15 protein-coding genes are annotated in these 14,617 nt (G+C 68.0%); 8 read left to right on the top strand and 7 right to left on the bottom strand.

Annotated features, from left to right (window positions below):
• The first annotated feature begins 13 nt into the window (after nucleotides 1-13).
• The 8 genes from XM1_RS16485 to XM1_RS16520 are packed head-to-tail and all read left to right on the top strand — an operon-like array spanning nucleotide 14 to nucleotide 7,430.
• Nucleotides 14-1,192 carry an 8-amino-7-oxononanoate synthase gene (locus XM1_RS16485; RefSeq protein WP_082700566.1) on the top strand — a complete coding sequence of 393 codons (1,179 nt, stop codon included), beginning with the start codon at nucleotides 14-16 and terminating at the stop codon, nucleotides 1,190-1,192.
• On the top strand, nucleotides 1,189-1,827 hold the full coding sequence (locus XM1_RS16490; RefSeq protein WP_068435371.1) for an alpha/beta fold hydrolase: 639 nt from the start codon (nucleotides 1,189-1,191) through the stop codon (nucleotides 1,825-1,827). The genes XM1_RS16485 and XM1_RS16490 overlap by 4 nt, the downstream gene beginning before the upstream one ends.
• Nucleotides 1,824-2,558, top strand: coding sequence for a methyltransferase domain-containing protein (locus tag XM1_RS16495; RefSeq protein ID WP_068435373.1), 735 nt, complete (start codon nucleotides 1,824-1,826; stop codon nucleotides 2,556-2,558). Before XM1_RS16490 ends, XM1_RS16495 begins: the two co-directional genes overlap by 4 nt.
• Entirely contained in the window at nucleotides 2,555-3,172 is a 618-nt protein-coding gene (gene bioD, locus XM1_RS16500) for a dethiobiotin synthase (RefSeq protein ID WP_068435375.1), read from the top strand. Before XM1_RS16495 ends, bioD begins: the two co-directional genes overlap by 4 nt.
• Nucleotides 3,169-4,488, top strand: a complete 1,320-nt coding sequence (gene bioA / locus XM1_RS16505; RefSeq protein WP_068435377.1) for an adenosylmethionine--8-amino-7-oxononanoate transaminase — start codon at nucleotides 3,169-3,171, stop codon at nucleotides 4,486-4,488. Before bioD ends, bioA begins: the two co-directional genes overlap by 4 nt.
• Complete coding sequence (locus tag XM1_RS16510) at nucleotides 4,485-5,495, top strand: efflux RND transporter periplasmic adaptor subunit (RefSeq protein ID WP_068435379.1); 1,011 nt, start codon at nucleotides 4,485-4,487, stop codon at nucleotides 5,493-5,495. The genes bioA and XM1_RS16510 overlap by 4 nt, the downstream gene beginning before the upstream one ends.
• A 13-nt stretch (nucleotides 5,496-5,508) precedes the next feature.
• Nucleotides 5,509-6,756: an ABC transporter permease gene (locus tag XM1_RS16515; RefSeq protein ID WP_068435381.1), complete on the top strand. Its 1,248-nt coding sequence runs from the start codon at nucleotides 5,509-5,511 to the stop codon at nucleotides 6,754-6,756.
• Nucleotides 6,753-7,430 carry an ABC transporter ATP-binding protein gene (locus tag XM1_RS16520; protein ID WP_068435383.1) on the top strand — a complete coding sequence of 226 codons (678 nt, stop codon included), beginning with the start codon at nucleotides 6,753-6,755 and terminating at the stop codon, nucleotides 7,428-7,430. The genes XM1_RS16515 and XM1_RS16520 overlap by 4 nt, the downstream gene beginning before the upstream one ends.
• Before the next feature lie 53 nt (nucleotides 7,431-7,483).
• Here the strand turns inward: XM1_RS16520 and XM1_RS16525 are convergent, their stop codons facing one another.
• The 7 genes from XM1_RS16525 to XM1_RS16555 all read right to left on the bottom strand — a co-directional run bounded on the left by XM1_RS16525 (nucleotide 7,484) and on the right by XM1_RS16555 (nucleotide 14,611).
• The gene (locus XM1_RS16525) at nucleotides 7,484-8,116 is read right to left on the bottom strand and encodes a response regulator transcription factor (RefSeq protein WP_068435384.1); all 633 of its coding nucleotides are present in this window, start codon (nucleotides 8,114-8,116) and stop codon (nucleotides 7,484-7,486) included.
• Nucleotides 8,117-8,537: 421 nt separating this feature from the next.
• The gene (mobB, locus tag XM1_RS16530; RefSeq protein ID WP_068435385.1) at nucleotides 8,538-9,029 is read right to left on the bottom strand and encodes a molybdopterin-guanine dinucleotide biosynthesis protein B; all 492 of its coding nucleotides are present in this window, start codon (nucleotides 9,027-9,029) and stop codon (nucleotides 8,538-8,540) included.
• Between the two features lie 43 nt (nucleotides 9,030-9,072).
• Entirely contained in the window at nucleotides 9,073-11,130 is a 2,058-nt protein-coding gene (locus tag XM1_RS16535) for a methyl-accepting chemotaxis protein (RefSeq protein ID WP_068435387.1), read from the bottom strand.
• A 92-nt stretch (nucleotides 11,131-11,222) separates the two neighbouring features.
• The gene (locus XM1_RS16540) at nucleotides 11,223-11,597 is read right to left on the bottom strand and encodes a DUF2023 family protein (RefSeq protein ID WP_068435390.1); all 375 of its coding nucleotides are present in this window, start codon (nucleotides 11,595-11,597) and stop codon (nucleotides 11,223-11,225) included.
• Entirely contained in the window at nucleotides 11,594-12,076 is a 483-nt protein-coding gene (gene fldA, locus XM1_RS16545) for a flavodoxin FldA (RefSeq protein ID WP_068435392.1), read from the bottom strand. The genes XM1_RS16540 and fldA overlap by 4 nt, the downstream gene beginning before the upstream one ends.
• 106 nt (nucleotides 12,077-12,182) lie before the next feature.
• Nucleotides 12,183-13,832, bottom strand: coding sequence for a ribonuclease J (locus tag XM1_RS16550; protein WP_068435394.1), 1,650 nt, complete (start codon nucleotides 13,830-13,832; stop codon nucleotides 12,183-12,185).
• A complete protein-coding gene (locus tag XM1_RS16555; RefSeq protein WP_068435397.1) occupies nucleotides 13,829-14,611 on the bottom strand; it encodes a type III pantothenate kinase in 783 nt (260 codons plus the stop codon). The genes XM1_RS16550 and XM1_RS16555 overlap by 4 nt, the downstream gene beginning before the upstream one ends.
• Between the last annotated feature and the right edge of the window lie 6 nt (nucleotides 14,612-14,617).

Below are 14,617 nucleotides of genomic sequence, written 5' to 3' on the forward strand. Positions count from 1 at the left end.
TCAAGTCGCGGTGATGATGGGCCTGGACGACAGCATCGGACACTTTCTCGACGGCCTGGACCAGGCCGGGCGCAAGCGGGTCTTGCGTCCGGTCGAGCCCCTGCCCGCCGGCCGCGTGCGGGTCGGCGGGCGCGAGCTGGTCAACTTTTCCTCCAACGATTATCTCGGCCTGTCGCGCCACCCGGAAGTGGTGGAGCGTTCGCGGCGCTGGCTGAACGAATTCGGTGCCGGTTCGGGCGCCTCGCGCCTCGTCACCGGCCATCTGGCCGCCATGGAGGCGCTGGAGGCCAAGATCGCCCGGGCCAAGCAGACCGAGGCCGCCCTGATCCTGGCCAGCGGCTGGCAGTGCAACGCCTCGGTGCTGCCCGCCCTGCTGGACAAGGCCCTGTGGGGGGCCGAGCCCCTGGTCTTCGCCGACAAGCTGATCCACGCCAGCCTGCATGCCGGGCTGGAACTGTCGGGGGCGCGGCGCTACCGCTATCGCCACGACGATTTCGACCACCTGGAAAGCCTGCTCGCCGCCCATGCCGGCAAGCCCGGCCCGCGCTTCATCGTCACCGAGACGGTGTTCTCCATGGACGGCGACGTCACCGACATGGCGGCGCTGGCCGCCCTGGCCCGGCGCTGGGACGCCTTTCTCTACGTGGACGAGGCCCACGCCACCGGCGTGCTGGGGCCCCAGGGCTTCGGCCTGTCGCCGGGCATGGGCGCCGACATCGCCATGGGCACCTTCTCCAAGGGCATGGGCAGCTTCGGCGCCTATGTGGCCTGCTCGGCCCGCCTGCGGGAATTGCTGATCAACCGCGCCTCGGGGCTGATCTACGCCACCGGCCTGCCGCCGGCCACGCTGGGCGCCATCGACGCCGCCCTGGATCTGGTGCCGCGCCTGGAAGGCGAGCGCACCCGCCTGCAACTGATGGCCCGCCACCTGCGCGAAGGGTTGCGGGCCGCCGGCCTGGACACCGGCCCCTCGGCCTGCCAGATCGTGCCGCTGGTCCTGGGCGACGAGCGCCGCACGCTGGATATGGCCAGGGCGCTGGAGGCGCGCGGCCTGCTGGGCATCGCCATCCGCCCGCCCACCGTGCCACCCGGCACCAGCCGCATCCGCTTCGCCCTGTCGGCGGTCCATTCCGATGCCGACATCGAGCGGCTGCTGGCCGCCATCCTCGAATGCATGGAGACCGTGCGGTGAGCCCGCCGCTCTTGGCCGTCCACGGCTGGGGCTTCGATGCCGGCTTCTGGATGCCGGTGCTGGAGCGGCTGCCCGATTTCAGGGGCGATTGCGTCGATATGGGCTTCTATGGCCGCCCCAAACGCCCCAAGGTGCCGCGCCCGCTGATCCTGGCCCATTCCATGGGGCTGGCCTGGGCGCTGGCCAACATTCCCCGGCCCTGGGCCGGATTGCTGGCGGTCAACGCCTTTCCCCGCTTCACCCGCTCGCCCAATTTCGTGGACGGCGTGCCGCCCCGTCTGGTGGAACGCATGCTGGCCCGCTTCGACGGAGCGCCGCAGCAGGTGACCGCCGACTTCCTCGCCCGCTGCGGCATCGAGGACCCCGACGCCTCGGCCATCGCCCCCGAGCCGCTCAAGGAAACGCTGGCCTGGCTGGGCCAGTGCGACGAACGCACCACGCTTCGCATGCTGCCCTGCCCGGTCCTGGCATTGGCCGGCACCAATGATCCCATCGTGCCCCGGGGCATGAGCCTGGCCAGCTTCGCCCCCGAGACCCTGGTGCTGGCCGAGGGCGCGGGGCACCTGCTGCCGCTGACCCATCCCGACTGGGTGGCGTCCCAGGTCCGCCTGTTCGCCGCGAGGCTGGAGGCATGAGCCGCAAGAAGGCCATCGCCGGGGCGTTTTCCGCCGCCGCCGCCACCTACGAGTCCGCCGCCCGCGCCCAGGTCTGGGCCGCAGATGCCCTGGTGGAGCGGCTGGGGGGCCTTTCCGCCCCCGTCAGCGTGCTGGAGCTGGGCTGCGGCACCGGCCTGCTCACCCGCCGTCTGGCCGCCGCCCTGCCCGCGGGATCGCGCATTCTCGCCACCGACCTCAGCCCCGCCATGGTCGAGGCCGCCGCCACCCGCCTGCCGGAGGTCTCCTTCGCGGTGATGGATGCCGAGGCCCCCCACGTGACCGGGCCGTTCGACATGATCGTCTCGTCCCTGGCGGCCCAGTGGTTCGCCGACCTGCCCGCCACCCTGGCCCGGCTGGCCGCCCTGCTGACCCCCGGCGGGCGGCTGCTGCTCGTCACCTTAGGCGCCGGCACCTTCGCCCAGTGGAAGGACGCGCACCGGGCGCTGGGCCTGGACTCCGGCGTGCCCGACTATCCCGAAGCGCAAGCCCTGGCCGCCATGCTTGCCGGTGCCCAGGTGGAGTCCCAGCCCCTGACCCTGGACTATGCCGACGGGCGGGACTTCCTCAAATCCTTAGAAGCGCTGGGCGCCCAGACGCCCAAGCCCGGCCATCGCCCGTTGCCGCCGGGACAACTCCGGCGCATCATCAAGGCCATGGGGAAACCCTGCACCGTCACCTGGGACATTCTGCTGCTGGATTACCGCGTATGAGGGGCGTCTTCGTCACCGGCACCGACACCGACGTGGGCAAGACCCTGGTCTCGGCCTGGCTGGCCCAGCACTGGGCCGCCGATTACTGGAAGCCGATCCAGACCGGCTCGAATCAGGGCACCGATTTCGACTCCGTCGCCCGCCTCGCCCCCGCCGCCCGCATCCATGATTCGGCGGTGGTGCTGGCCGCGCCGCTGTCGCCCCACGAAGCGGCGCGGCGGGAAAAGACCCGCATCGAGCTGTCCTCCCTGGTGCCGCCCGCCACCGATCGCGCCCTGGTGGTGGAAGGCGCCGGCGGCGTCATGGTCCCCATCAACGAGGCGGCGCTGATGGTCGACCTGATGGAGCGCCTGGGACTGCCGGCCGTCGTGGTGGCGCGTTCGGGCTTAGGGACCATCAATCATACCCTGATGACGCTGGAGATCCTGCGCCGCCGCCGCGTGCCCATCCTGGGCGTGGTGATGAACGGCCAGAAGAACCCCGCCAACCGCGAAGCCGTCGAGCATTTCGGCGCCATCCGCGTGCTGGCCGAGATCGAGGCCCTGCCCGCAATCACCGCCGCCACCATCGCCGGCCTGCCGCCGCCCACCTTTTCCTGTCCGGGTGAACCATGACCTTGTCCTATGACGATCTTCGGGCGCTGGACGCCCGCCATGTCTGGCATCCCTTCACCCAGGCTGGCACCGCCAAGCCGGCCATCCTGGCGCTGGGCGCCAAGGGCGCGACCATCTTCGCCGCCGACGGGCGCGAGTACCTGGACATGGTGTCGTCGTGGTGGGTCAACCTGCACGGCCACGCCAACCCGGCCATCGCCCAGGCCGTCGCCGACCAGGCCGGGCGCCTCGAGCAGGTGATCTTCGCCGACTTCACCCACGAGCCCGCCGCGCGCCTCGCCGCCCGGGTCTGCCAGCGCCTGCCCGGCGATCTGAACCGGGCGTTCTATTCCGACGACGGCTCCACCGCCGTGGAGGTGGCGCTGAAGCTGGCGCACCAGTACTGGCGCAACAAAGGCCAACACCGCACCACCTACATCGCCTTCGAGGGCGGCTATCACGGCGACACCGCCGGGGCCATGTCGGCCGGGCATTCATCGGGCTATTTCAACGCCTGGAAGGAGATGCTGTTTCCGGTCCGGACCGTGCCCTTCCCCGCCACCTGGAATGGCGACGCGGAGGCGGAGGCCAAGGAGAATGCGGCGCTGGACGCGCTGGACATGATGTTCTCCACCAATCCCGACCACGTCTCCGCCGTGATCATCGAGCCGCTGATCCAAGGGGCCAGCGGCATGCGCATGTGCCGCCCCGAATTCCTGGTCAAGCTGGAGGCCAAGGTGCGCGAGCATGGCTCGCTGCTGATCCTCGACGAGGTGATGACCGGCTTCGGGCGCACCGGCGACATCTTCGCCTGCGCCAAGGCGGGCATCACGCCCGACCTGATCTGCCTGTCCAAGGGACTGACCGGCGGTTTCTTGGCCCTGTCCATGACCGTGGCCCGCGACGGCATCTTCGAGGCATTCCTGGGCCAGGACCTGTCCAAGGCCTTCCTGCACGGCCATTCCTACACCGCCAATCCCATCGGCTGCGCCGCCGGCCTGGCCTCCCTCGACCTGCTGGAAGGCCCCGCTTGCCAGCAGCGCATCAAGGCGATCGAGGCCATCCACCGCGAACGCCTGGACGGCCTAAAGTCGCTTGCCAACGTCGCCCATACCCGGCTGACCGGCACGGTGGCGGCGCTCGACGTCGTCGGCGGCGGCAAGGGCTACGAGGCCAGCATTGGGCCGAAGATGAAGGCCGCCTTCCTGGAACGCGGCCTGCTGCTGCGCCCGCTCGGCAACGTCCTTTACCTGCTGCCGCCCTACTGCACCACCGATGCCGAGCTGAATCGGGCCTGGGATGGGGTGGAAGACGTCCTGCGGGCCCTGGTTAAATGACCAAGCGCCTGCTCCGCCAATTGCCGCTGCTGCTGATCCTGGCGGGCCTCGCCGCCGCCGGTTTCTGGTGGTGGTGGCGGATGTCCGCGCCCGAGGTGAGTCTGGCATTGCCCAGGCGCGGCCCGGCGGTCGAGGCCATCTACGCCACCGGCACGGTGGAGGCCGAGAAATGGGCGCGCATCGCCCCCGTGGCGCCGGGTCGCATCGCCGAAATCCTGGCCGCCGAGGGCGATTCGGTGAAGGAGGGCCAGCCGCTGGCCCGCCTGGACGACCGCGAGGCCCGCGCCCGCATCGCCGAGCTGGAGGCCAAGGCCGCCTATTGGCGCGAAGAGATGAACCGCTCGGCGGCGCTGACCGAACGGGGCTACCGCTCCACCGAGGCCACCCAGAAGGCGCGCAGCGAATTCAATCAGATCACCGCCGCCATCAACGCGGCGCGGCAGAAGCGCTCGGACCTGCTGGTCACCTCGCCCATGGACGGCGTGGTCCTGAAGCGCGACGGCGAGATCGGCGAACTGGCCGAGGTCAAGGACGCCCTGTTCTGGGTGGGCGCCCCCCGCCCGCTGCGCATCACCGCCGAGGTGGACGAGGAGGACATCGCCCGGGTGAAGATCGGCCAGAAGGTGCTGATCAAGGCCGACGCCTTCGCCGAACGGGTGCTGGAAGCCAGGGTCGACCGCATCACGCCCAAGGGCGACCCGGTCAACAAGACCTTCCGCGTCCGGGTAATGCTGCCCGACGACACGCCCTTGCTGGTGGGCATGACCACCGAGATCAACATCATCACCGCCGAGCATGCGGACGCCCTGCTGCTCCCCGTTACCGCGCTGAAGGACGGCAACACCGCCCTGGCGGTGGCGGATGGGCGGGTCGTCGCCGTGGCCGTCACCACCGGCATCCGCGGCCGCACCATGGTCGAGGTAACCGGCGGGCTGGAAACCGACCGGCCGGTGATCGCCTCGCCCACCGCCGGATTGAAGCCCGGCGACCGCGTCCGGGTGAAATAGGGGGACCGCGAGGGTGCTGCCGCTCGGCCTGTCCATCGCGCTCCAGCACCTGCGCCACCGGCGGCGCCAGACCCTGGTCTCGCTGTTGGGCGTGTCGCTGGGCGTCGCCTTCTTCATCGGCATCTCGGCCATGATGCAGGGCTTCCAGCGCGACTTCATCGCACGGATCATCGACGTCCAGCCCCACATCATCGTCAAGGACGAGGTGCGGGCCGCACCCAGGCAGGCGGTGGAGCGGGCCTATCCCGACGGCGCCATTTCCCTGCGCGGCCTCAAGCCCCGGGAAGAGGTGCGCGGCATCCGGGGGGCGCGCAACATGCTGGCCACCCTGGAAGAGATGCCCGGCGTCCACGTGGCCCCGGCGCTGTCGGGCAACCTGCTGCTGCGCTTCGGCGGCAAGGACGTCTCGGTCAACGTCACCGGCATCCAGCCCGAACGAGAACGCCACGTCACCCATCTGGAAAAGGACCTGCTGTCGGGCTCGCTGGACGCCCTTTACACCACGTCGAACGGCATCATCCTGGGCGAGGGCGTGGCGGCCAAGGCCGGCATCCGCAAGGACGACCTGATCTCGGCGGTGTCGCCCCAGGGCGTCATGCTGAAAATGAAGGTGGTCGGGATCTTCCGCAGCAACATCACCCTGATGGACAATTTCGAGGTCTATACCTTGCTGAAGAAGGCGCAGATCCTCCAGAACCGCCCCAACGTCATCAACCGCCTCAATCTCCGGCTGGACGACGTGGAGCAGGCCGGGCCGCTGGCCGCCGAGATCGAGCGCCGCTTCGGCTACCGCTCCGAGCCCTGGATGGAGCAGTCGCGCAACGTGCTGGGCATCTTCGTCATCCAGAACGCCATCATGTATTCCACGGTCAGCGCCATCCTGATCGTCGCCTGCTTCGGCATCTTCAACGTCATCTCCACCGTGGTGTTCGAAAAGACCAGGGATATCGGCATCCTCAAATCCATGGGGTTCCGGGACAAGGACATCCGCCGCATCTTCGTCATGGAAGGCCTGATCGTCGGGCTGATCGGCACGGTGATCGGCTGGCTGATGGGCTGGGGCCTGATCGAGTTCATGGCCTCGCTGGATTTCCAGATGGAAGGCTTCGTCAAGGCCCAGGGCTTCGTGCTCTACCGCACGCCACGCCACTACGCCATCAGCGCCGCCATGGCCATCACCTCGGCCACCCTGGCGGCCTGGGTGCCGGCGCGCCGCGCCTCGCGTCTCAATCCGGTGGACATCGTCAGGGGGGCGGGGTGACACACACAGCCATCGAAGCCAGAGGCGTCACCCGCGACCTGCCCGGCCCGGTGCCGGTGACCCTGGTCAGGGATATCGACCTGACCATCGGACGGGGCGAGTTCGTGGCGGTAACCGGGCCTTCGGGCTCGGGCAAGTCGTCGCTGCTTTACCTGCTGGGGCTGCTCGATGTCCCCACTGCCGGGTCCATCAGCTTGCTGGGCAGGCAAACCGGCGGGCTTACGCCCGACGCCATGGCCGAACTGCGCCTGGCCTCCATCGGCTTCGTCTTCCAGTTCCACTTCCTGCTGCCGGAATTCACCTGCCAGGCCAATGTGGAGATCCCCATCCGCCGGCTGGGCAATTTAAGCGATTCCCAGGCCCGCCAGCGGGCCGCCGGGCTGCTGGACTCGCTGGAACTGGCCGATCACCGGCGCAAATATCCCGACCAGCTGTCGGGTGGCCAGCGGCAGCGCGTCGCCATCGCCCGGGCGCTGGCCAACGACCCGCCGCTGATCCTGGCCGACGAGCCTACCGGCAACCTGGACACCCGGACCGCCCATCTGGTGTTCGAGTTGTTCCGCGACCTCGCCCACCGGCAGAGCCGAACGGTGGTGGTGGTCACCCATGACGCCGAACTGGCGCAAACTGCCGACCGCCGCATCCATCTGGTGGACGGGCGAATCGTCGACTGATCGGGAAGTGGGACGGGGCGGGCCTTCTGCCCGCCATTGGCCTTGATGCGGGGTCAGACGCCCATCTTGGCGGCAAGGATGGCCGCCTGGGTGCGGTTCTCGCAGCCCAGCGCCCGCAGGATGGCGGTGACGTGCAGCTTGACGGTGATCTCGGCCAGGCTGAGATCACGGGCGATTTCCTTGTTGGACTTGCCCTGGCGCAGCATGGCCAGCACGTCGCGCTGACGCGGCGTCAGCAGGGAATGCAGTTGCTCGCCGTTGATGTCGCCCCCGACCGGAAGGGCGTCGGGCACGACGATATGCGGGCTGACGAAGGTGTCGCCCGCCAGCACCGAACGGATGCCCGCCATCATGGAAGCGCTGCCGGCGGATTTGCAGATATAGCCGTGGGCACCGCTGTCCAGCGCCTTTCGGACCGTCTGCGGATCCTCCGACGCGGAAACCACCACCAGATAGATATCGGGAGCCGAACGACGCACCGCGCCGATGGCCGAAAACCCGTCCATCCCAGGCATGGACAGATCCATCAACGCCACGTCGATATCGCCGCCGCCGCGCACCAGATTGAGCGTCTGGTTGAAATCGCTGGCCTCGATGATATCGAGCGGTTCGTCGGACAGGCTTTCCAAAACCATGCGTACCCCTTCACGGAACAACGCATGATCGTCGGCAAGAAGAACCTTCATTGCACAAAATCCCCAAAAAGTTTATCCGCCAAGCCAGCCCGAACCCCTTCGGCCTGCCCACGCGGGAGCCGCGTCACACAGTCGACGCGAAACATATCTTCCCTCCGGCAACCGCCCCGCCCCCAATGGCGAGCCCGGCCAGCCGGCAACCCCAGAACCCATAATACTTTAATCATGCTTTGCCCCAGGGGGCAACGCCAGATGTGCAAGAGCATGACAGATATTCGCGAGTTTAAAATATCACTCACGGGTGTAATTGAGATTTATCAGCATAAGTTGAAATCTATCGGAATGCATAAACGCGCCGCATCAGGCCGACACCCGATGCAAGAGAGGGCTTCCCCCATTTTTTCTGGGAGTTTCCTTGCCTCAGCGTATTATTCTTATGGATAAAACTTCAATTGCCACAAATAATCACAAATCAAATTTGGCAATACTGGCAAATATAAGCCGCTATCCCTTCGACATCATCGCGATGAAATCTCGGCAACGAAACGGCGTTGACCGGCTCGTCCGAAGCTAGAGCGACAATGCTTTTTTCCGCAGGCGCCAGCATGGACTTGCCCAGGGAGGGGTTCCACACTTCCAGTTTAGGATGCGAGGCCCATTTATAGCCTTCGATCAAAAGGAGATCGATTCCGGCGAAGCGTTTCATCAGCCAGTCGAGGGGCGGTTCGGTCTCGCCCGGATGAATTTCGTGAATCAGGGCGAGGCGATGCGGCGAGGCGACGACGGTCTCCACCGCGCCGGCACGGGCCAGCGCCCGGCACTCCTCGTCGCCGACGGCCGGGTCGTGGTGGGTGTGCTTGACGGTGGCGACCTTGATTCCGGCCTTGACCAGGGCCGGGATCAGCCGGACGAGCAGAGTGGTCTTGCCGCTGCCGCTCCAGCCGGCGATTCCGAAGACTTTCATGGCGGCCAGCCTATCAAACCGGCCGCCATGGGCAAGTGCGTATCTAGCGCCGGACGGTGGACAGGAAGGAATCCACCTCGTGGTTCAGCGCGGTGGCGGGCCGCGCCAGGTCCTTGGCCGCCCAGATCACCCGGATGGCCGCCGCGCAGTAGCGGACCGCCGCCTGGGTCACCGAGGCGACGCCGTCGCCCACCACGGCGGCGTCGGCGTCCATCTCCTCGACGCATTGCTCGATCCGGCCGGTGATCTCGCGCTGGCGGACCACCGCGCCGGCCACCTCGCCGGCGATGCGGTCCATGCGCCAGATGGCCTCGCCGATGCCGTCGATGGCCGTGGCGGTGTCGGCGGTCGCGCCCTGGATTTCCGCCACCTGGGCGGCGATCTCGCGGGTGGAGCGCGCCGTCTGGTGGGCGAGGTGCTTGACCTCTCCCGCCACCACGGCGAAGCCCTTGCCGGCCTCGCCCGCCCGCTGGGCCTCGATGGTGGCGTTGAGCGCCAGCATGTTGGTGCGCTGGGCAATCTCCTCGATCATGGTCACCACCCGGCCGATCCGCCCGGCCACCTCGGACAGGCTCTGGATGCGTCCGGTGGTGGCGGCAAGACGGGTCACTGCGTCCTGGGCGATGGCCGCGGCCCCTTCGGCCCCGGTGGAGATTTCCCGCACAGAGCCCCCCAGCTCGGTGGTGGCCTCGGCCACCGAACGCACCGTCGCCCGGCATTGGCGGGCCGCCTCGGCCACCGCCAGCGCGCTGCTCTTGCCGCTGTCGGCGCCCGACGTCATGCGTTCGGCGGTATCGCGGATACCCACCGCGTTGGAGGCGACCAGATCGGCGGTGCTCTTCACCGCCTGCTCGAATCCCTCGGCCAGACAGAGCAGATGGGCGCGGTTGGCGGCATCGGCCTTGGCCCGGATGGAATGCTGCTCGTCTTGCAGCCGCACCATGGCGATGGCGTTCTCCTTGAACACGCCGACGGCACGCGCCATGTCGCCGATTTCGTCCCGGCGCCCGGTGCCGGGCACGGCGACGGCGTGGTCGCCGTGGGACAGGCGCTCCATGGCGTCCTGGATCAGGCGCACCGGCCGGGTGATGGAGTGGGCGATGATCAGGCAGGCGGCCAGGAAGGAGAGGCCCGCCAGCATGCCGACCAGGGCGACCTGGCGGCCGGTGGCGCGGCGCTCGGCCTCCTGGGCGGCGATGGCTTGGGCCATGCCTTCGCGGGCGAAGGCCAGCACCCGCTGCATCACTGGCTGCAGGGCCTGGAACCCGGCCCGCACCTCGGCCAGTTCGCCCTTGACCGACTGGGCGCCGGCGGCGAAGGCCTGGAAATCCTTGCCATAGACGATGCTGAGACGCCGCAGGTCGTCGCGGGTGGAATTGGGCAGCGTCGAGGAATCCAGCGCCATGTCCAGTTGCCCCAGGGCGGCCTGATGCCGCCCCAAGGCGCCCCCCTGCCCGTCCAGCATGAAATCGCGCTCGGCCAGACGCAGCTTGGTCACCGCCAGCGACAGCGGCGCCGAGGCCGGCCACATGGCCAGTTCCTGTTCCACGGCGCGGGCGGACTCGGTGAGACGCGCCCGCAGCCCGGACTGCGCCGTCAGGCCCAGGCGGGTCATCTCGCCCTCCAGACGGGCGAAGGACTGGGCAATGGCCTCGACCCCCACCTGGGCCTCGCCCACCGCCTCGGCCATGGGGCCGCCGGCCGACAGTTCGGCCACCGCGTCCAGGCGGGCGCGGATCTGCTCCAGATCGTGGTTGAGGGAATCGGCGGTGGCGGCCTCGTGCTCGCGGGCAAACACCTCCATCAGGTTCTGGGCCACCGCCGAACGGGCCCGCACGTCGCCGGCCAGATCGTTGAGGCGGCGATAGGAATCCTGGTCCTGGAGCATGGCCTCGATGCGCTGTCCGGCGGCGAGGTAGACGCTGCCGAACACCACGGCGGCGGCCAGGGCCAGGACCACCAGGAGAATGAGGCGCCCCCGGATGGGAAGGTCGGCCAGGAACGGCACCTCGCCGGCCCGAAGGCCCTCGCGCGCCCAGGTCAGGGAAAAGGGGCGAAGGCCGAAGACATCGGCGGTAACGGCATCCTGCTTCACGATCATGTCCTCAAGGCTCGATGATCCCCTTTCCCCCGGGCGGGATCATAAGGCTTGAGCGGGACTCTTCCGTGTCGGGACGATGACGGTTTGGTGACTCAACCCGAAGCGGCCACCGCCTGCCGCAGGCCAGTCCCGCGCCCGTCGCGGGTCATGGACAGGAAGCGCAGGCATTGCTGCTCGCGGTCGTAGCCCAGCAGCGTCCCCAGGATGAAATCCTCCTCCGGCGTCAGCTTGCACAGCGGCTTGGTGACCACATGGCGCACCAGTTCGACGCAGGCCTCGCGGCCGAAGAACACATTGACCTTGCGCGGGCTGACCGTCTGGACATGGTATTCGATGGCTTCGCCCCGCAGCCGGTTGACCACCACCAGCGAGTCCTGGGCGCTCATGGTCATCATGAACAGCTGGCGGACGCCCTTGCGGTGCTCGTAAAGGCGGTGGACGAGGTCCCCCATGACCTGTGATTTCATCGCAATTGCTCCAGCCAGGCATCGATGCGGGCGTTGGTCAGATGGGACTGGGTGTCCTCGTCCAAGGCCAGGCCGACGAACAGGTCGCCCCGGAGCGCGGTGGAGGCGGAAAAGTCGTAGCCGGAGGTCTCGGTAAAGCCGATCACCTCGCCTCCGCGGGCCACCACCTTGTCGTAGAGGATGCCCATGGCATCGACGAAGCTGTCGGGATAGGTCATCTGGTCGCCGGTGCCGAACAGCGCCACCTTGCGCGACGCAAGGTCCGCCGCCTCCAGCTGATCCACATAGAGGTCCCAGTCGGTCTGCAATTCCCCCACGCCATAGGTGGGACTGCCCAGGATCAGCAGGTCGCAGCCTTCGTAATCGTCGGTCCGCGCCTCCTGGACATCCAGCAGCCGCCCCCCGATCCGCTTGGCGATGCGGGCGGCAACATCCCTAGTGGCTCCCGAATCCGAACCGAATATCACGGTCACGTTCATATGGCGGCTCCCGGCCTGTGATTGCCGGGGCCATTTTAGTGATATTGATAATCACTCGCAATATCTTTGATCGAAGCGGTGCCGAGGATTTGATCCCCCCCTCCCCTCAGACCCGAACCAGATGCACGTCGGTGATGGGCTTCTTGCCGTGGGTATCCCTGAGCGAGCGGCGCACCGCCAGGCGGGCGGTCTCGCGCACCACGCCGTCGTCGCGGCGGACCTTCAGGGGCAGTTCCTCGATGGCGTCCCTCACCGCCTCGACCACCGCGTCGTGCTCCTCCGCCTCGTGGCCGGCGTCGAGCAGGCCCAGCGCCGTCAACTGCGGGTCGCCCAGCAGCTTGCCCGCCTTGTCCAGAACCACGGTGACCACCGCCGAGCCGTTGAACACCATGCGCCGCCGGTTGCGCAGAACCTCGGAATCGAGCCGCACGATGCGCGGCCCGTCGACGCAGAGCTTGCCGGTCGGCACATGGTCGACCACCTCCACCGGGCCGGGGGCCAAGCGCAGCATGGTGCCGTTGGAGGTCTCGACGGCCTCCCCCACCCCACAGGCCCGCGCCAGCCGGGCGTGCTCCTGCAGGTGGCGGGCCTCGCCATGCACCGGCACGGCGATACGCGGACGCAGCAGGCGGTACATCTCCTCCATCTCTTCGCGGGCAGGATGGCCCGAGACGTGGACGAACTCGTCCTTCTCGGTCACCACCTCGACGCCTAAGCGGACGAGGTCGTTCTGCAGCCTGAAGATGTCCTTCTCGTTGCCGGGAATGATGCGCGACGAGAAGATGCAGACGTCGCCCTTGCCCAGCTTGACATGGGGGTGGTCGCCCGACGCGATGCGGGCCAGGGCGGCGCGGGGCTCGCCCTGGCTGCCCGTGCAGATGTAGACCACCTTGTCCTTGGGCAGGTAGCCGGCGTCGTGCTCGGTGAGGAAGGGCGGCAGGTCGGCGAGATAGCCGTTCTCGCGCGCCGCCTTGTCGATGCGCCACAAGCTCCGCCCCACCAGGGCGACGTTGCGGTCGTTGGCCATGGCCGCCACGGTGATGCTTTCCAACCGCGCCACGTTGGTGGCGAAGCACGACACCGCGATGCGTCCGTCGAAGCGGCCCAGCAGCTCGATCAGGCTGCCGCGCACCTGGGATTCCGACCCCGAATGGCCCTTGGTGAAGACGTTGGTGGAATCGCCGATCAGGGCCAGGACGCCTTCCTTGCCCACCCGGCGCAGGGCCTCGGCATCGGTGGGCAGACCCAGCAGCGGATCGGGGTCGAACTTCCAGTCGCCGGTATGGACGATGGTGCCGAGCGGCGTGCGGATGGCCAGCAAATTCGGCTCGGGGATGGAATGAGTGATCGAGATCATTTCGACCTCGAACGGACCCACCGCGAAGCGCGAGCCCAGCTCAACTACATTGAGAGGCACCTGGGTATGCAGCCCGGTCTCGTGCAGCTTGTTCTTCAGGATCGAGGCCGAGAACGGGGTCGCCCAGACGGGACAGCGCAGCCGGTCCCACAGGTACTGGACGGCGCCCAGATGGTCCTCGTGGCCATGGGTGATCACGATGCCCACCAGCTTATCGCGGCGCTCCTCGATCCAGGCGGGATCGGCCATCACCACGTCGACCATGGGCATGGTCTCGTCGCCGAACGACACGCCGCAATCGACGATCAGCCACTTGCCGCCGTAGCCGTACAGCGCCAGGTTCATGCCGATCTCGCCGACACCCCCCAGCGGCAGGAAGACGAGTTCGCCCTGGCTCATTCCCGCACCAGGGCGATGTTGCGGCGGTTGATCTCGAGCAGGCCGCGCAGCGTCAGATCGGCGTCCAGCGCGTTGATCACCTTGGTGGCCTCGGCGAACAGCGGCGCCAGGCCGCCGGTGGCCACCACCAGCATGTCCGAGCCGAACTCCTCCTTGATGCGCTTCACCAATCCCTCGATCAGGCCGACATAGCCCCAGAAGATGCCCGATTGCATGGCCGGCACCGTGGCCCGGCCGATCACCTGGCGCGGGCGGCCGATGGCGACGCGCGGCAGTTTGGCGGCGGCCATGTGCAGCGCCTCCAAGGACAGGTTGATGCCGGGCGAGATGGCGCCGCCGCAGTAATTGCCCTCGGCGTCCACCACGTCGAAGGTGGTGGCGGTGCCGAAATCGATGACGATCAGCGGCCCCTTGTAGTATTTGTGCGCCGCCACGGCGTTGACCAGACGGTCGGCGCCCACTTCCTCGGGCCGGTCCAGCAGGATGGACAGGCCGAGATCGACACCCTCGTCGCCGACCACCAGCGGCTCGCACTTGAAGTAGCGGCGGCACAGCGTCTTCAGCCCGAACACCATGGCCGGCACCACCGAGGCGATGATCGCCGACTTGATGTCCAGGCGGTTCAGGCCTTCGATGGTCAGCAACTGGGTGAGCCACACGCCCAACTCGTCGGCGGTGCGCTCGGAATCGGTCGAGGCGCGCCACTCGCCGCGCAGGGTGTCGCCGTCATAGACGGCGAAGACGATGTTGGTGTTGCCCGAATCGATGGCCAACAGCATGGTTGA

This window comes from Magnetospirillum sp. XM-1 (assembly GCF_001511835.1).
GTDB lineage: Bacteria > Pseudomonadota > Alphaproteobacteria > Rhodospirillales > Magnetospirillaceae > Phaeospirillum.